At 47.9% G+C, this 17513-nt stretch carries 14 protein-coding genes and 1 pseudogene; 8 read left to right on the top strand and 7 right to left on the bottom strand.

Annotated elements, in window-relative coordinates; translation table 11 throughout:
• Window positions 1-218: 218 nt before the first annotated feature.
• Window positions 219-518 (bottom strand): annotated as a pseudogene (locus tag BC351_RS21175) (DeoR/GlpR family DNA-binding transcription regulator); the annotation flags it as partial.
• Between the two features lie 144 nt (window positions 519-662).
• Between BC351_RS21175 and BC351_RS21170 the strand changes: the two are divergent.
• The 4 genes from BC351_RS21170 (at window position 663) to BC351_RS21160 (ending at window position 4032) form a co-directional block, all read left to right on the top strand.
• Window positions 663-1580 carry a Rossmann-fold NAD(P)-binding domain-containing protein gene (locus tag BC351_RS21170; protein WP_244209123.1) on the top strand — a complete coding sequence of 306 codons (918 nt, stop codon included), beginning with the start codon at window positions 663-665 and terminating at the stop codon, window positions 1578-1580.
• Window positions 1581-1680: 100 nt separating this feature from the next.
• Window positions 1681-1827, top strand: coding sequence for a hypothetical protein (locus BC351_RS42340; RefSeq protein WP_158082175.1), 147 nt, complete (start codon window positions 1681-1683; stop codon window positions 1825-1827).
• A 12-nt stretch (window positions 1828-1839) separates the two neighbouring features.
• Window positions 1840-2274: a hypothetical protein gene (locus tag BC351_RS21165; protein ID WP_079414757.1), complete on the top strand. Its 435-nt coding sequence runs from the start codon at window positions 1840-1842 to the stop codon at window positions 2272-2274.
• Window positions 2275-2442: 168 nt separating this feature from the next.
• Window positions 2443-4032, top strand: coding sequence for a DUF5050 domain-containing protein (locus BC351_RS21160; RefSeq protein ID WP_244209122.1), 1590 nt, complete (start codon window positions 2443-2445; stop codon window positions 4030-4032).
• Window positions 4033-4137: 105 nt separating this feature from the next.
• Here the strand turns inward: BC351_RS21160 and BC351_RS21155 are convergent, their stop codons facing one another.
• The 5 genes from BC351_RS21155 to BC351_RS21135 all read right to left on the bottom strand — a co-directional run bounded on the left by BC351_RS21155 (window position 4138) and on the right by BC351_RS21135 (window position 9759).
• Window positions 4138-5694: an ABC-F family ATP-binding cassette domain-containing protein gene (locus tag BC351_RS21155; RefSeq protein WP_079414755.1), complete on the bottom strand. Its 1557-nt coding sequence runs from the start codon at window positions 5692-5694 to the stop codon at window positions 4138-4140.
• 141 nt (window positions 5695-5835) lie between these two features.
• Window positions 5836-6348, bottom strand: coding sequence for an SRPBCC family protein (locus tag BC351_RS21150; protein WP_079414754.1), 513 nt, complete (start codon window positions 6346-6348; stop codon window positions 5836-5838).
• A 615-nt stretch (window positions 6349-6963) separates the two neighbouring features.
• On the bottom strand, window positions 6964-7989 hold the full coding sequence (locus tag BC351_RS21145; RefSeq protein ID WP_244209121.1) for a hypothetical protein: 1026 nt from the start codon (window positions 7987-7989) through the stop codon (window positions 6964-6966).
• Between the two features lie 7 nt (window positions 7990-7996).
• Window positions 7997-8728: an RNA polymerase sigma factor gene (locus tag BC351_RS21140; protein ID WP_079414750.1), complete on the bottom strand. Its 732-nt coding sequence runs from the start codon at window positions 8726-8728 to the stop codon at window positions 7997-7999.
• Between the two features lie 134 nt (window positions 8729-8862).
• Window positions 8863-9759, bottom strand: coding sequence for an AraC family transcriptional regulator (locus tag BC351_RS21135; protein ID WP_079414749.1), 897 nt, complete (start codon window positions 9757-9759; stop codon window positions 8863-8865).
• A gap of 123 nt (window positions 9760-9882) precedes the next feature.
• Between BC351_RS21135 and BC351_RS21130 the strand changes: the two genes are divergently transcribed.
• From BC351_RS21130 to BC351_RS21115, 3 genes are all read left to right on the top strand, one after another.
• A complete protein-coding gene (locus BC351_RS21130; protein ID WP_144028479.1) occupies window positions 9883-10959 on the top strand; it encodes a Gfo/Idh/MocA family protein in 1077 nt (358 codons plus the stop codon).
• 15 nt (window positions 10960-10974) lie between these two features.
• Entirely contained in the window at window positions 10975-11814 is an 840-nt protein-coding gene (locus BC351_RS21125) for a sugar phosphate isomerase/epimerase family protein (RefSeq protein WP_079414747.1), read from the top strand.
• A 346-nt stretch (window positions 11815-12160) separates the two neighbouring features.
• Window positions 12161-12445 carry a hypothetical protein gene (locus BC351_RS21115; RefSeq protein ID WP_079414745.1) on the top strand — a complete coding sequence of 95 codons (285 nt, stop codon included), beginning with the start codon at window positions 12161-12163 and terminating at the stop codon, window positions 12443-12445.
• Window positions 12446-12494: 49 nt separating this feature from the next.
• Here BC351_RS21115 and BC351_RS21110 read toward each other — a convergent pair whose 3' ends face one another.
• A complete protein-coding gene (locus BC351_RS21110; RefSeq protein ID WP_079414743.1) occupies window positions 12495-14819 on the bottom strand; it encodes a helix-turn-helix domain-containing protein in 2325 nt (774 codons plus the stop codon).
• Window positions 14820-14971: 152 nt separating this feature from the next.
• On the opposite strand from BC351_RS21110, the gene BC351_RS21105 reads away from it, so the two are divergent.
• Window positions 14972-16489 (top strand): extracellular solute-binding protein, encoded by a 1518-nt coding sequence (locus tag BC351_RS21105; protein ID WP_079414741.1) that lies wholly within the window; start codon window positions 14972-14974, stop codon window positions 16487-16489.
• Window positions 16490-17513: the final 1024 nt, after the last annotated feature.

The following is a 17513-nucleotide window of genomic DNA, read 5'->3' as shown; positions in this document are numbered from 1 at the left end:
TCAAGATTGCCGCGGCTAATGATCATCTTTTGCATTACAAGCCTAGGCTGTGCAATTTGGATTCCTTATTTTACGTTGTGCGATAGACCTGAGGCTAACGTTCCGAGAACTGTATGCTATAATCAAAAAGGAGCCTTGCAAGGGCTCCATGTCCTAGGAATAGACGTCCTGTGCAAAGGGAAACGTCTATTTCTTTTTTGTTTTGCGGCATCGGCACATTAGTCAGTCTCGCCTACTTTGGCAATGATGACTTTAACGCCTCGGCTTTCGATTTCCTCTATCGCTTCAATGGTCGCTTCTTCATCTGTAATTAATAGATCAATAGGTGTAATAGGAGACAACTTGGCGAAGGCGTCGATTCCTAATTTCTCATGCGGAGCTAGGCAGATTGTTTTTCTCGAAATTTCAATAGCGCTTCTACCGAGGCTTGCTACTTCTGGAGTGGCGGTACTGATCCCGTTTTTGGATATTGCTCCGCCCGTAATAAAACAGAGGTCCAACGAGAATTGCCGGATAAAATCATAAGCCTTGCCTGGCTGCTTTTGTTGTTCTTAAGAGCTCCCATCAAAACTATTGACAGAACAATATCCTAAACCTAATATGTATTTATATTCATTTAAATGTATGAATATGCGAAAGTGGTGAAGGAATTGCTGCCTAATATGCTATCTTTACAAGAACTCGATAAGGATACGTTGGTTTCAATTATTCAAAAAGGGTTGGAAATGAAACAAAACCCGCAGCATTTTCATCATGCCTTCGAAAGAAAAGGCCTGCTTATGCTGTTCCAAAAAACATCGACAAGGACGAACTTGTCATTTCAAGCTGGTGTGAATCAAATGGGCGGATACGCGGTAACCATGGATTGGAACGCAAGTAATTTCAGTTTATCTCCTATTCAATATGAAGTACGTTATGCATCGAGGAACTGTGATGTCATTATGGCGAGATTAAAGAAGCATACCGATTTGCTTGAATTGGCAGCCTATTCCAAAGTCCCGGTTATTAATGGCTGTTGTGAGAAGTACCACCCTTGTCAGGCCATGGCCGATTTAATGACCATTTATGAGGTGAAAGGTACGTTTGAAGGTATTACGCTGACCTATGTGGGGATTCATAATAATGTCGTTAATTCGCTGATAGCAGGTTGTGTTACCTTGGGTATTCGCCTTTTGTTGGTAACGCCAATCGTGAACGAAGCATCATGGGATGAAGCGCTTATGGAGAAAGCTTATCGGAGTGGTTATGTGGAGAACACTCATTATATATCGGAGGCTATACAAAGGACAGATTTTATTTATACGGACACTTGGGTGGACATGGAGAATTATCAGGATAGCCATTATCAAGAAGAGAAAAATAGAAGAATTCAAACGATGATGCCTTTTCAGATCAATAAGCACAATCTAGCTGGCTGCTCTCCTTACATCATGCATGATATGCCTGTGCATCCGGGATTTGAGATCGAAGAGGAGCTGATTGAATCAGAGAAGTCGATTATCTATCAGCAAGCGGAGAATAGGCTGCATGTTCAAAAGAGTTTATTGCTTCATTATTATCCGCCCATTTCCCATGATTGAGCTCGCGGCGGACAGGCAAGAAAATTTTGAATACATAAGAACCTTACATTTTAGGAAAAACTAAACAATGCTGACAACCTAGAATGGGGAGGCTTCATCAATGAAGCAAGAAGAAATGATCATGGCTAAGAAAATAGAACACAGTAGATTACCTTCTGGTGAATTCACGCCCCTGACCTTAACAAATATATGTTATTTAAGAAATAGACAAGGTGCAATTGCGTGTCATGCACTTCTCTCTGTGTAAGCGGGGGTATTCGTGGTCAAGGGACATAAAATAGAACGGCTCCTATGGAGCATAGCGCTTCCTGGTTTCGGGCAATTTTTGAATAAGAAATACTTGAAGGGTGTCGTATTAATTGCACTGGAAGTTTTGATTAATGTGAAGTCGGATTTAAATGTCTCCATCCAAATGAGCTTCCAAGGGAATATTGCTGGAGCTATTGAGACGACGGATTATGAATGGCTGATGTTCTACCCTTGTGTGTATATGTTTGGTATCTGGGATGCGTATCGCGATGCGGATGAAAAGGAGCAGCCTCTGTCCTTCCTGCCTTATGTGAGTGCGGCTTTTTTTGCAACGGTTGGTATGATTTACTCGCCCTACTTCTTGGGTCCTGTTTGGTTGTCCTTGTTGTTCTGTTTCGTAGGTGTAGGCATAGGTCTTCTTCTCAAAAAAATGCTCCTCCGATAGGAAATAGCTCCCCAAAGCGGTCGATGACTTCGAGTGAAGTCCTTGGCGGCTTTTTTTGGGATAGGTATAAAAAAATGATCAGAAATTTTACAAAGTCTGGAACGAAACAAAAGGATTCCCTCTCTCGTCTAATGTATATAGAAAATATTGGAAGGGAGATGTATTCTGGTGAAAAATGTGGCATGGGGTTTACTGCTTACGGGCTGTATGAGCTTGATATGGCCAGCTGGCCAAAGTTTCGCATCCGAGCAAACGGTGAAAGTAACGCTGCCAACGTTCGCGGTTAAGTTAAATGGCAATAATGTCGATAATCAAACACGGGAATATCCGCTTCTGGTGTATAAAGATATCACTTATTTTCCGATGACGTGGTACGATGCCAGGCTTCTGGGATTGGAGACGGCTTGGACAGTGCAAGATGGTCTTAGCGTAACCAAAGGAAAAGTGACTTCCTCCTATGTGCCCTACTTGTCCGGTCATCCAAATGCCAAAAGCAGCAAGGCCAGCATTCCTGACTACGCCATGACGATAAATGGGTTAGCTGTGGATAACTCCAAAGAAGATTACCCTTTGCTGAGCTATAATGATGTTGTTTATTTTCCTCTTACTTGGCATTATGCTCATGATGCATTTGGTTGGGACTATGCGTGGGATGACGCGGAGGGGCTTTCCATCACTTCTGGCAATCCGCACATGGAAGCTGTGAATCTTCCGGTATCTTCAGGTGAGAGCAGCGTGGCGGTATTCCAAGATCACTATTATTATGTGGAAACGAAGGGGAGCACGAACCAAGTGATTCGAGTACCCGTACAAGACACCACGAAGCAAGAGGAAGTCTATTCCTACGAGCCGGATTCCAAGTATGGCAATAATAAAGACGTGACATTTGGGATTCGAGATGGAGAGCTTTGGTTTTCGTATCATACGGGTGGAGCGATCATGGGATCAGACAACTATGTCAGAGTAAACGATGCTGGCAAAGGGAGCTTGGAACAGCGGGGTTATGTGGATTTTAAAAAAACGTCAAAAGGCACCCTGTTCATCCAGCAGGGGGTCCCTCCTGGGGGAGATAACCTGCGGGTTGTCCCATTGGGTAAAGAGTACAAGGATGGGGTTCAGGCAGGGGACGCGAAGCATATTTATGGATGGTATATCACCGCGGGTGAAGGTACAGGGTTCAGCAAGGACCAATCCACGACAGTCATCGGAGACGATGTTTATATACTGGCTTCTTCTTATCCAGTTACCACGAGTGAGCTCAATCAGATACATAAGATTAATCTTAATACGAATGAAACTACCAAGTTGATTAATTCCGGAGTCCGTTATTTTAAAATTATCCATAACAAGCTCTATTATGTGAAAGTTGCCGATCATAACCTATACGTATCCAACATGGACGGAACTCTTGAGCAGAAGGTATCAGGCAATAAAGTGGCTGGATGGTTTGATGAAGTGGATGGTCATATTTTCTATATTTCTTTGGACGCCAAGGGACAATCCAATCTGTACAAAGCCATCCCCAATGGCGAAGATAAGCTGATTCTGAAGGAACCGGTGGAAAGCGCACAAGTCGCTAATGGCAAAATTGTAGCCAAACTTGCAGCCGGGGAAGCGTATGGGCTTAAGATTATAGACAGTGAGGGCAAGCTTGATTTGGCTGTAGCTGATCAGGTTTCGGACGTATATGTCTACACTGATACGATTTTGATTAGATCTGCGAAGGATAACGTAATCAGAAGGATTGCTGAAAAGTGACACAGAGGAGGAGATGGGAGAAACTAGCCCATACGGCAGCTTCTGTGAAATAACAAAGAACCTTACACACTGTTCTCACAGGAGTAAGGTTCTTTGGTTGCAGGACTAGAATACCTTGGTCGTCCAGGATTCACAGTTCCAGGTCTCTGTCACAACGTCGCGATAAAATTCCGGTTCGTGGGAAATAAGCAGAATGCTGCCCTTATACGCTTGCAGCGCACGTTTCAGCTCTTCTTTGGCATCTACGTCCAAATGGTTGGTAGGCTCATCGAGCACGAGCAGGTTGGTTTCGCGGTTGATCAGCTTGCATAGACGGACCTTGGCTTTCTCGCCGCCGCTCAGCACAGCAATTTTGCTCTCGATATGCTTGGTGGTAAGCCCGCATTTTGCGAGCGCCGCGCGCACTTCGAACTGCGTGAACGAAGGGAACTCGTTCCAGACTTCCTCGATGCAGGTGTTGTAGTTCGTATCTTTCATTTCCTGTTGGAAATAGCCGATGAAGAGGTTCTCGCCTTTTTGAACAGTGCCGGACAACGCTGGGATTTCGCCTAAAATGCTGCGCAACAGCGTCGTTTTCCCGATCCCGTTGGCACCAACAAGGGCAATCTTCTGACCGCGTTCCATGCGGAGATCAAGTGCTCTGGAAAGAGGATCGCCGTATCCGATAACGAGCTCCTTAGCTTCGAAAATCAGCTTGCTGGACGTTCGCGCATCTTTGAAGCTGAATTGAGGCTTCGGTTTCTCCTTAGCCAGTTCGAGGACTTCCATCTTGTCGAGCTTCTTTTGCCGGGACATGGCCATGTTCCGTGTTGCAACACTCGCTTTGTTGCGGGCTACGAAATCTTTAAGCTCGGAAATTTCTTGCTGCTGGCGTTTGTAGGCCGACTCATGCTGCTGCTTTCTCATTTCATGAACCTGTTGGAAATGCTCGTAGTCGCCAACATAACGGTTTAATTCCTGATTTTCCATGTGATAAATCAAGTTGATTACGCTATTAAGGAACGGAATGTCATGGGAGATGAGGATGAAGGCATTCTCATACTCTTGCAGGTAGCGTCTTAACCACTCGATATGCTGCTCGTCGAGATAGTTGGTAGGCTCATCGAGGAGCAGAATGTCCGGCTTCTCGAGCAGGAGCTTGGACAGCAATACTTTGGTCCGTTGTCCGCCGCTTAAATCATGGACATCTTTCTCGAGTCCAATATCTGTAAGCCCCAACCCGCGGGCTGTTTCTTCGATTTTGGCATCAATCATGTAGAAATCTTGATTCGTTAGCGTATCTTGAATCGTTCCTACATCTTCAAGCATCCGCTCTAGCTCTTCAGGCGACACATCGCCCATGCGGCCGTACATATCGTTCATTTCCTGTTCCATATCGAACAGGTATTGGAAGGCACCCTTAAGGACGTCGCGGATAGTCATGCCTTTGTTCAGCACAGCATGCTGATCCAGGTAGCCAACGCGCATACGCTTGGACCATTCGACCTTCCCATCATCCGGCTGAAGCTTGCCTGTGATGATGTTCATGAAGGTAGATTTCCCTTCACCGTTTGCGCCGATGAGTCCGATATGCTCGCCTTTGAGCAGACGGAAGGAGACATCGTTGAAGATGGCGCGGTCTCCGAAGCCGTGACTTAATTTTTCGACATTTAATATGCTCATGAATGACACCTTTTCTTGTGAACTTTTTCTTTGCTTACTTTCATTTTATTATAAACGATACGGCGCTAACAACTCCCAGATGAAAGAAAAAACCGACTCCGCAGAGTCGGCGTACATTTAGGCAGTTGTTTAAGTAATTGTTTAGGCAATCGTTGCCAAGTAATCGTCCAGTTGATCGAACGTTCCGCCGAAGCCTTGGCGCATGCTGTCGAACATACCGGCGAAGAATTGTTTTTCTTCGTCTGAAGCATCGAGGGGTCCACCGCGAAGAGTAACCTTTGTTTTGCCATCCAGTTCTTCAAACGTTAATACATTAAGAATCTCCAGCGGAAAAGCAGCGCTAAATGCTGCGCGGGTAACATTGCCTTCCTCATCGGAAAAAGAATTCGTGAATACAAGCTTGTCAGTGGGTGAAATTTCACGATATTTAAACAGACCCCACATGATCTGACCATCCGGTGTTGTCATGCTGTAATGAAAGGAGCCGCCGGGACGCAGGTCTAGGCTGGCTACTTGTAATGTTAATCCTTTTGGCCCCCACCATTTCTCCAGGTGTTCCGCCTCGGTCCAAACTTTGAATACAAGCTCACGGGGAGCATTGAAAATGCGTGTAATTTCTAACTCTTGGTTAGCAGGGTTTGTGTTCTCGGACATGATCGATTCCTCCAATTAAGATAATGGTTTATGAAGAAAAATTGCTTGTAGTCTCCGCACATACGGCGAAAGGCATTTCAGATCTAGTAGGTGCCGGGCTCGCAGCAGGTAGATCCGCCAATTAGCAGCGGGCTGAACCTCCACGATGCTCGTCTCGCAAAAGTTCGACAATATGCAAAAGGGTTAGACTCTGCAAGATCGCTTATAGTCGAATTCACATTTATAATATACCTCTGAGGGAATATTCCTGTCAAGGAATATTTGAATCGTTAATGGATTGATGCAGAGATGTGGGTAAATTCGGAAGGAAGCAGGCAGGCGAACAGATAAACAGGCGAATAGGCGAACAGGTAACAGGTAAACATGTAAACATGCAAACATGTAAACATGTAAACATGCAAACATGCTTCGTTATCAGTATTACCTAATATGTGGGTTTTATTTGGTGCAGTAGGATTGGGGGGAGCGAAAGCTGCTCATTTCATTGGATATATCCAAGTAGATATGGGTTAAATGGTGATGTCATTGGATTTAATCCAATGACATCGTGGAGCGGCAGCGATGGATGCAAGAGAATTCCGTTGAGCGTGGTGCAGCGACAATCGGTTCACCCCGCTAGTGCACCCAGATATCCGAGTGGTACGCCTTCATGAAGTTCAGCAGCTTCTCCAGAACTTCGATGCCCTTCGTCTCGGATTCTTTGGCTTGGAGCAGCAGGTCAATTGCCCGGTCCGCTGTTGCCGGCTCCTTGGGCGTTCCGCCTTCGGGGAACGGGAACATGTCGCGCAATTCGCTGAGCGCTTCTGCGACAACGGCATAATGGGCGGCAGCTTCGGCAGCATGGGCGCGGACGTTGCGTTCAACGACATTGCTGCCGTCCCATTTTACCGCCATTTCCCGCAGGTACTCGGCGGCAAATTCTCTCGCATCAGCAGCGACAGCTGCGTTATAAGCATTGCCGAATTCATCGGCGCTGCGCTTTTCCATAGCTTCGATCCAAGCCTCATACCCCTTGAGACCCTGCGCGTAGCGGTCTTTGAACATATGCGCCCACTCACGCCCTCGAGCATGATCGACAATCATATCGAGCGACATTCGCAGAATTTCATATTTGGAGTGGGCGAGGCTATCTTCGATGGTGATGAGGAAGAGGACTGGGATTTTGGGCTGACCGAATTGGGCATAGGAAAGTGTGCCATCTTGCGAGACATCTTTGGCATAGAACAGCTGCTTGTCATCATCGTAGCCATAAATCAGACCGAATTCCGGCGTAAAGAGATCGAAGGCAATGGCTGGATAGCCTTTATCTATAGAACGCTGTATTAGGGCTATCGTTTTCTCCAACATGTCGGGCGAAACGGGGACAGAGGCTTCTCCCATATTGCTGGTGAAGCCGAGATTACAGAGATTGCGGCGAAAGATATAGCCACCAGGAAAAGAAGTGGGCCCAGCCACATTGACCTCGATCGGATCGATATTCAGGCGAAACGCATGTCCTGTAATGCCCATGACGTCGATGAGGGAGAAGCTCTTTTTATCCGTATAGCTAATTGATCCATAAATAGTGCTTGCAGCGGAGGACAAGGTCTTCGTCCAGTCCCGGTTGATGCGTTGTTCCACTAGCATAGTAGTAACCTCCATTGAACAATCAGATTGGGGGAGAGGAAAGGATAATCCGCTTGGGCAGACCTAGGGCGGCTCTTTGCTGCACGTAGCCATTCAGAGAGACGCGAATTCTTTCTCTGCACACTTTGGAGCGTGAGCGGGACAGGATATTGTACACATTGGCTGTTTTGGTCTGAAAAAGAGCCGCGATTTGAACAGGAGTCAGCTCATCGAAAAAATGTGCTTCAAAGACGGCCCGCTCACGCTTGCCGAGGCACGACAGCAGTTCCCGCAAGCATTGAAGCATATCGGCTCTCAGGAAGGATTCCGCAGGATCATCACGATAGCACGCTTCGTCGATTGCTGAGCCCGCCAGCCGAAAGAGGATACTGTCGATGTCCGACCAGTCTGTAGGTATCAGAGTCCCTTCCGCTTGATGGCTGAAAGATGAGAAGGGCTGTTCTTTGCCGTAAAGTCCTCCTCGGCGCAGCTTCATATAAGCCTGATTGCGAACAATCCGCTGCAACCAAGGAACGAAGCGATCCGCATTCATCAAGGTGCCGATGTGCATGAATGCCCGAATAAGCGCATCCTGCACAATATCCTCGGCGATGAAGGTGTCTCGCGCTATTGATGCCGCAAGGCCGAGTGCTTGGCTTCGATGGTGGCGTACCAGATCCCCGAATGCTTCTCTATCTCCAGCACGTGCCCGCAGGACAAGTTCCCGTTGTGTTTCCTTATAGCCATCCTCGAGCTGTTCCAAGCGCCTATTCATCTTCTCACTCTCCCCGCTATCTCATAGATGCCACCAAAGCATGGGAATCTATCATCGCACGAAAAAAAAGGAATACAGCTGAGGATTCTGTTTTCCTCGCGTCTGCAATCCTTTGTCACGGTGTATTGTAAATCTCATGTCACCCGCCGCCCATGCTCGACTTTGCGGTAGTCCTTAGGCACGACGCCTTTGCTTTCCCGGAAAATCCGAGAAAACGTTTTGTATGAGCCGTAGCCAACCTCAAGAGCAATTTCGGTCACACTCATGTCCGTGGACACGAGCAGGCTGCAAGCATGGCGCAAGCGCAGGTCATGCAGGAAATGGACGAACGTCTGGCCGGTCGTTTGTTTAATGACCTCGCTGATGCGCGAGATGCTCATCGAGAAACGTGAGGCCAGATCCGACAAGGCGAGATCCTCTTGGTAATTCCGATGGATATAGTGAATAATGGGCCACACGGAGGGGCTCGCCTTGGAGCCGAGGATAGGTGCGATTTCGACCACTTCAAGATGATCGGCTTCGGCTTGCTTCCAGCGACTGCGGTCGAAGCGTACGAGTACTTCTTTCAGCTTGGATTTCAGCAGCGTCTGACGGTAGCGCTCGTCGCCTTTGTACTCTTGGTACATATCCTCAATGAGCGTGCTCATCTGTTGTTGATCTTGCCCACTCAGCTGAACAAAGGCTGGCAGGGTATTCGTGTCTTGAAAAAGGCCGGACAAGCCTTGATCATGTCCTGGCTCCATGAGAAGGTCCATACTGAACGTACAGTTGAAGAGGACCAGATTTTGACCGGGATCGGTGAAGATTTCATGCACCTGATAAGGAAGCACGAAGGTGAAAGTGCCCGGCGTCATCGTGTGTTTCACATCATTGATCATTTCGGCCCCGTGCCCGTCTATGACAAAAGAGAACTCCAGATAATCGTGGCGATGAGCCCGAAATCCGTGAGCAAGTGTATTTTTGCTAAGGTGGAAAGGGAAGGATGAATCCATATTTGGGTACGTTTTCAGATAATCGGGAAAGTACGTCATAATAAGGTTGGTCTCCTTCGAAGAATTGGGACGTTTTTCGAAATTTAGGTGCGTTTTCTTCGTCTGTTTATTTTATCATAAAAGCAGTTCGAACAGGATGCAGATATGAGGAGGAGACTTGTTGTGGGAAGCGTTAACAAAATCAGATTAGGTATTATTGGTGCGGGGAATATTGGTGGCGTTCATATCCGCGAGTTTTCCAAATTGGCAAATTTATGCGAAATTACAGCGATTACGGATACGTATCTGCCTCTAGCAGAAGCGCGTGCTGAGGAACATGGCATTGCTCATGTGGCAGCAACTCCCGAAGAACTTATACATAGTGCAAATGTGGATGCCGTTATCATCGGAGTGCCGAATCAATATCACGCATCACTTGCGGTGCAGGCGATTGAAGCGGGTAAACATGTGCTGATTGAGAAGCCGATGGGCATTAATGCGGAAGCAGCGAAGCAAATTTACAAGGCAAGCGAAGCTTCTGACAGAGTGGTCATGATTGGTCACCAAATGCGCTGGGAAGCTGTGCCGCAGCTTATCAAAGAGCAAGTTGATGCAGGCGAGCTCGGCAAAATTTATACAGCCAAAACCGGCTGGTTCCGCCGCAAAGGAATTCCGGGCTGGGGAACTTGGTTTACGAAGATGAACGAATCTGGCGGCGGACCGTTAATTGATATTGGGGTGCATATGCTGGATTTGGCGCTGTATTTGATGGGCAATCCGAAGCCGGTATCGGTTTTTGGGGCAACCTATGCCGAATTTGGGCCGCGCAAGAAAGGAATCGGTACGTGGGGCAAGCCTAATTGGAATGGTACATATGACGTGGAAGATTTGGCTACCGCTTTGATCCGCATGGAAGATGGCAGCACCCTAACGCTTGAGGTTAGCTGGGCTGTTCATATGGACACTGACAATACGCCATTCATTCATCTTATGGGCTCAGAGGGCGGAGCAAGCTACAAGGGAGCTTCCGGCAAGCTGCTGACAGAGAAATTTAATCGGGCGATTGAGACTGATTTGAAAAAACCAGAAGATGACGAGGGCGAGCGTCTACGACTAAGCCTTCACTTCCTGGATTGCATTACGCAAGGAAAGCAGCCGATTACTTCTGCCTTATCAGGCTATACGAATAATTTAATTTTGGATGCTATCTATGAATCTTCCCGTACGGGCAATGAAGTAAAACTAAACTGGGATATTTAAATAGGAGGAAAGACCATGCTGAGAGGATTAACCGGAGCAGGGCTTGGCAAGCTGGAAAGCAATGAGCAATTTATCGAGCTAGCGGCCAAATATGGCTTTCAAGCGATTGATATCGATGCGCTAGGCTTAGTAGAGAGTCACGGTGTAGATGGTGCGCGTGAGCTTTTGGGCAAACATAGCCTCGTTATCGGCTCGATTGGCCTGCCGGTTGAGTGGCGCCATAGCGAAGAGGCATTCCTTGATGGTTTGCCTAAACTAACGCAAGCGGCAGCGGCTGCAGCAGCGCTAGGCTGCAAGAACTGCTGCACCTATGTGCTGCCGTCAACGGACTATAAAGCTGCACATTTCATGGCGCTGGCTACACGCCGATTGCGCACCTGCGCTCAAATCCTTGGCGCGTACGGCATTCGTCTTGGTTTGGAGTTCGTCGGACCGCATCATCTGCGTACGCAGTGGAAGCATCCGTTCATCTGGACACTCGAAGAGACGCTGGATTGGATCGATGCGATTGGCGAGAGCAATGTTGGTCTGCTGTTCGATGCGTACCACTGGTACACGAACGGGTTAACTGTTGCGGACATCGAGAAGCTCCGCGCAGACCAGATCGTTCATGTTCACATCAACGACGCGCCGGACGTGCCGCTCGAGGATGTACGAGATAACGGGCGCATCTATCCGGGAGAAGGCGTTATTGACTTGGCTGGCTTCCTGCAAGGCTTGCAGCGGATTGGCTATAAGGGTGCTGTGGCTCAGGAAATTTTGACAGCGGCTCCGCCAACGGATTCCCCTGAAAGTTTGGTGCAGCGCTCCAAAGCCGGTTTTGATAAGGTGTACGCCGAAGCGGGCATTGGTTAGGCGGATTTTTGGGTAAAGCAGGTTGGCCTTTTATGGGCTGGCCTGCTTTTTTTGGTTGGATTAGAGAGCGTAGTGAAGCGGCTTGTTTGGGAAGCAGGAGCGTTTCCGCTACGGCTGGAGCGGTAAGGCTGAAAACCAACGCTAAAGCTGCGGCTGAAGCGCAAGCCCCAGAAAACGCCCGCGATTCGGGTAGCAGAGCGAGCCTGCTGCACGCCCCTGCACACCCTATACGCCCCCAAAAAACAAGTCGACAAAACTTCTCATCATTCACCCCCAGCATGTGACAACCTTTGCAGCCAATCTCCGCTACCATTTTGATTAAAAATGATAGAGAGGATACGACATCATGCAAATTAAAAAGAAGAATGATATTGGCTTGATTTTGGACAACTTTTCTTCATTTGCCAAGTGGGATGCATCAGGGAAAAAACTATATTTGGTGTTTGCTGACAACAAACGCGGGGGACAGCTCACCCTGATGAATTATGGGGACGATCGTTTCAGCGTTCATGGACTGGGTGAAGACTATTTGGACCCTAAGGAGTCTTTTTTTGAAGAACGAAACAGCGTGGTTTCCTTCTTATGGAATCATCGTGCAGCGCTGAAAGCGGCGGTACAGCCAACTACCTAGCTGTTGTCAGCCATCATCTGGGACAAGCAGGTAAAAAAGGGCAAGGGACCTACGAAGTTGTAGGCTCCTTGCCTTCTTTATGCTTATCCCGATATTGGCCGGGCGTAAGTCCCTCCTGTTTGCGGAACGAGCGAATAAAGTTCTGTGAATTGTTGTAGCGCAGCTTGGATGAGATGTCCTTAATCGGCATATCGGATTCCGACAGCCATTTCTTCGCCATGTTGAAGCGGTACGCAGATAGATAGTCGCTGAAGGAGCAGTTCGTTTCTTTACGGAAAATACTGCTTAAGTAATTCGCATTGTAGTGCAAACGGGATGCACAATCCTCTAAAGTCAGGTCTGTATCGTAATATTTTTGAACGAGATCAATAATTTTTTCGGAAATATTGTGGTACTGGGCATCCTGACGATCACGGTAAATTCGGATTAGAGGATGGATAACCTCGGTCCAGAACCAATCTTCGATTTCGGCCGTCATATGCAAATTCAGGAGCTCCTCGAATAGGGAGCCTTTGTTCGGATGAATCTGATTGAGGCCAATGCCCGATTCCTGCATCACCATCAGCAGGTTATTAAGCAGGCGTGCCAGAGGAATTTGGTATTCCTGAGGCGTAAGCGGAGCTGCGAATACGGCTTGCAGCAGCTGGCGCAGCAGCTCTTTGGATTTATCCTTTTCAGCAAGCTTGATGGCGTCTATCAGCTCATTTTCGACAGGCTTTGGATAGTTTAAATTCAAATAATGCTTGCCGGAATTAATATTTTCATATTGAATAATGATGCCTTCGCCCAGCTTGATGCGGTGTCTTAAAGCCTCCAAACCTTCTCTGTAGGCAATGGCGATCTGGCTGAAGGTATGGATGGGAAGACTGATCCCAATGCTGACATGCAATTTCAAATAGTTGAAAATGTGCTGCTGCAGCTGCTCTGTCAACGCATAAACCGTATTGCGGAAAGCGTCCGCCTCACCATCCGCGCTGCCGATCAAGGTAACGACGGTCTGATCCATGATGATCGGCGCAAGCCGCTGATCGGAAGGAATAAGCTCCTCGATAATATTGTGCACAGCGAAGAGTAGCAGCTCCATGTCGCGTTTCTCATAACGCGTATTGTCAATCGAGTCAATCTGCATGGTGATGACGGACATCGTTTTCCATGCCTCAATATGCTTCGTGTAGCCGAACTGTTTCAGCTTCTCAAGCAGTTCGCTTTGCTTAATGTGTCCCTGAAATGCTTTGATCAAGAAAAACGTCCGCACCTGCCCGATATGCTGATGAACCTCTCGTTCCAGCTGAGATTTGGATTGAAATAACGTATGGACGTGCTCGCCGATCATTTGGAATTCGTTGGCTTTGCGCTTCTGATTCACGGTTACGAGGCCGCCGATTTGGTTCAAAAGGAGCTGAATCGGCGAGTACATTTTACGCGAACCCAGCCAAGCCAGCAGCATGGAGAGAAGCAGCATCAGCACGCAGACATAAATGGTGTAGGTCCCGATTTTGCCGGACTCTTTGGTCAAGCTGTCGATTGAAGTTAGTGATAAATAGGTCCAGTTATTTAAATTCGAGTGCAGGAAGCTTACCGCGTAGCGCTTATCGCGAATATCTGTCGTGAATTGGCCTGTGGGCGCGGCGAACTGGCTCATATCGGTCAATCCAGCCTCTGTGATAGGCTTGCCGATCAGGTCAGGATCAGGATGCATAATGATCTGATTGTGCTCGTCCATAATCAGGATGTCATCCAGGTACTCCGTATCGTTGCGGAACAGATCCTGCAGGCTGCAAGCCGGGATATTCGCTATTGCCATGCCGTATTTCTCCAGACCAGTGGTCGGCAGCTTTTTCACCAAGGAAATGCTATAATCGCAACTTACGCTCCGTGAGTTTTCTTCGGTGTAGAACCATTTGGACGGATTCATGACCCATGTGCTGTTCTCCTGCGTGTTCATTTGGTTCAGAAGCTTATCGTAAAACGGATAACTGTCAAAACGGTACAAGCCTGAATTCTTAATCATCCAGTTCTGCCTAGCATTAATCAGGATGACATCCTCCAGCTTCGTGTCGAAAGATTGCATATACCGGATCTCGCTGCGCAGGTCGTCATACATCATGAAATCGTTTACAGTTAAGGGCATGTCCATCGCTTTTTTGAGCACGGTCGAATTAATGACCTGATTAAGTGTATGGTTGACAGTCGTTAATTTCTGCTCTACATTGGAATTGATTTGGGCGATTAGTTGCATTTTGCCTTCGTTGACATTTTTTTGGATCTCGCTCGACGAGGTTACGAAAGCAAAAGCGCCGATAAAAATAACCGGAAGCGTGCTGAGCAGAAATCCGAAGATGGTCATTTTGCTAAGAAAACTTAAAGAGCGCATCGCATCCAACACCTTATCTGTCTAGGATGGTCGTGATAGACTATCTATGTATTGTAGTCAAGACTTACGATTAGAGCAATAATCATCTGAAGAAGGGATAATCATTATCTCTGATTTCCAGACAAACATGGCTGCAGCAAGGGGGAGTTCATATGAGAGAAGCTAGACATAGCAAGGGTTTCAAGGTTTATGTATTCGTGTTTGCGGGGCTATTGATGATCATGCTGCTAGGTGCTTGTCAGAAGAGTACGGCAACGAAGGCATCGGAAGCGAACGACAGTCGTCCTGTTGTTTCGATTATGGCGCCGCTGCATTTTCCGCACCCGCCCATCCCTGAGCTCATTGGAGAAATTGAGAAGCTTACGCAAACGAAGCTGGAATTGAACTGGGTTCCTGACGGTATCTACACCGACAAAATGAACACAGCACTCACCACCAACTCATTGAAAAAAGCTACCTACGTGAAATATACCGACTATATGCTGATGAAAAATTCGATCCGTTCCGGCGCATTCTGGGATATCGGACCTTATTTGGATGCCTATCCGAATTTGAAGCAGCTAAATAAAGAGATTTTGGGACAGGCAGCGGTGGATGGCAAAATATATGGTTTGTACACTGAGCGGCCGTCCTCCCGTCAAGGGATTATTATTCGTGAAGATTGGCTGAACAATCTGAAGCTGGCCAAACCAACGAATCTGGATGAGCTGTATCAAGTTTTAAAAGCGTTTACTTACGGTGACCCCGACCGCAACGGGAAGGACGATACCATCGGTTTGACGGACCGAAATGATTTGGTTTTTGGCGCTTTCAAAACAATCAGCTCCTACTTCGGCACGCCGAATAATTGGGGCTTAATAGACGGCAAGCTTGTTCCAGAATTCGAAACTGAAGCCTATGTGGACACCATGAATTACATGAAGAAGTTGTATGAGGAGAAGCTGATCAACTCCGATTTTGCGGTAACGAGCAAGGATGTGCAGCGGGACAAAATAATCCGCGGCGTTGCCGGAGCTTACATTGGCAGCATGCAGGACGTGCAGCGGCTATCCGACGAGGTCCAGCTGGCGAATCCGCAGGCGAAACTTACGCTGATCAACCATATTGAGGGACCGAAGGGCTTTCAAATGTGGTCAATTCCCAACTACAGCGCCCTCTACCTGTTTTCAAAAAAGGCGATTCGCACGGAGGCTGAGCTGAAGCAGATGCTGCAGTTTTTTGACCAGACGATGGATAAGGATATTGCCAATTTGATGAAATACGGACTGGAAGGACGGCATTACACGACCATTGGCGGCAAAGTTCAGCTGACGGAAGAGACGTCCAAGCTTCGTGTCAATGAAGTGAATGCACTGTATGCGCTGATGATTGCAGATTTAAACAATCCGCAAGTGAAACAGGTCGCAGAGAGTGAGTCCTTATCCCAGCTTGCGGATAAACTGAGTCTGGACAATGAGAAATACGTGATCAAGGACCCGACCCTAGGTTTGGAGTCCAAAACGTATGATGAGCGCGGCGTTGAATTGTATAAAATAATATCCGACGCAACGTACAATTACATGCTCGGCAAGCTGGACAAAGCAGCCTTCCGGCAAGAAATCGAGCGTTGGAAACGCAGCGGCGGCAGCCAGATTATTGTCGAATACAACGAGGCATATGGGAAGAAGTAGCATCTGTGCCACAAATTTAGAATGAGGTTGCACAACTCCTTTTGCCAAAAGTCATGCACGGCGATGGTGTGTGGGGAGGTGGCTGATGGTGACGGCTGAAGCCGGCTGCCAGCTCAGCCGAGGGAATAAGAGTCTTTGGGGGCTTCTATTTCCGCTGAAAGCAGCGGAAATAGAGAGATAAGAGTCCTTCGGGGCTCTTATTTTGTTGCCCAAGGTGGCCGAAGCCGGCTGACAGCTCAACCGAGGGAATAAGAGTCTTTAGGGGCTCCTATTTCCGCTGGAAGCAGCGGAAATAGAGAGATAAGAGTCCTTCGGGACTCTTATTTTGTTACCCAGGGTGGCCGAAGCCGGCTCCATGAGCAGAATGAGAGCCCCTGGGGGCTCCTATTTCCGCTGAAAGCAGCGGAAATGGAGAGATAAGAGTCCTTCGGGACTCTTATTTGTTACCCAAGGTGGCCGAAGCCGGCTCCGCCAGCATAGTAGACGCCCCCCAGGGGCTGCTTTTTCCGTCGAAAACTGCCGGAAAACAGCTGAAGCGGAACTGGGTTCCGCTATTTGGATGAAAATAGCGACTATTCCTGTGCAAGCGGAACTACGGTACGCTATTTGCTTCGTTTCTCATCGGAAACGTGCATTTTGGACTGAATAGCGGATCATAGTTCCTTTTCGCTGCTATTTTGCTCTTTTTGCTGGAAATAGCGGACTGTAGTTCCGTTTGAAGTTTGTGTGTGGGAAAATCCCTAAAAAAAGGGAGGGAACAGGCACGAGGGGTGTAAATGAGGAGGGGGGCTGCCCGACGAGCAGATGGGGCTCTTGCTCTCTACGAGTGACGGCGGAAGCAGGCCCCTGAGCAGAATAGGAGCCCCCAAGCCCACAGGGCTGCTATTTACGCCAAAAGCAGCGGAAATAGCCAAATAAGAGTCAAATTGAAACTCTTATCCCCCGATCTGCCTAATGTGCCCGCTCACCCCGGGCCGCCCCCGGCTCTCCCGGCTCAGCTCGCTCACCCCGCCGCCCCCAGCGC

It is taken from the genome of Paenibacillus ferrarius (genome assembly GCF_002027705.1).
GTDB lineage: Bacteria > Bacillota > Bacilli > Paenibacillales > NBRC-103111 > Paenibacillus_E > Paenibacillus_E ferrarius.
The sequence above is the reverse complement of the archived record's forward strand: the minus strand, read 5'-3'. Positions and strand labels throughout refer to the sequence as shown.

What these genes read in the sequence shown, in the direction of transcription:
- BC351_RS21170 (WP_244209123.1), top strand. Translation starts at nt 663, where the DNA reads ATGCTATCTTTACAAGAACTCGATAAGGATACGTTGGTTTCAATTATT.
- BC351_RS21115 (WP_079414745.1), top strand. Translation starts at nt 12,161, where the DNA reads ATGCAAATTAAAAAGAAGAATGATATTGGCTTGATTTTGGACAACTTT.
- BC351_RS21125 (WP_079414747.1), top strand. Translation starts at nt 10,975, where the DNA reads ATGCTGAGAGGATTAACCGGAGCAGGGCTTGGCAAGCTGGAAAGCAAT.
- BC351_RS21110 (WP_079414743.1), bottom strand. Translation starts at nt 14,819, where the DNA reads ATGCGCTCTTTAAGTTTTCTTAGCAAAATGACCATCTTCGGATTTCTG.
- BC351_RS21135 (WP_079414749.1), bottom strand. Translation starts at nt 9,759, where the DNA reads ATGACGTACTTTCCCGATTATCTGAAAACGTACCCAAATATGGATTCA.
- BC351_RS42340 (WP_158082175.1), top strand. Translation starts at nt 1,681, where the DNA reads ATGAAGCAAGAAGAAATGATCATGGCTAAGAAAATAGAACACAGTAGA.
- BC351_RS21155 (WP_079414755.1), bottom strand. Translation starts at nt 5,694, where the DNA reads ATGAGCATATTAAATGTCGAAAAATTAAGTCACGGCTTCGGAGACCGC.
- BC351_RS21105 (WP_079414741.1), top strand. Translation starts at nt 14,972, where the DNA reads ATGAGAGAAGCTAGACATAGCAAGGGTTTCAAGGTTTATGTATTCGTG.
- BC351_RS21150 (WP_079414754.1), bottom strand. Translation starts at nt 6,348, where the DNA reads ATGTCCGAGAACACAAACCCTGCTAACCAAGAGTTAGAAATTACACGC.
- BC351_RS21140 (WP_079414750.1), bottom strand. Translation starts at nt 8,728, where the DNA reads ATGAATAGGCGCTTGGAACAGCTCGAGGATGGCTATAAGGAAACACAA.
- BC351_RS21145 (WP_244209121.1), bottom strand. Translation starts at nt 7,989, where the DNA reads ATGGAGGTTACTACTATGCTAGTGGAACAACGCATCAACCGGGACTGG.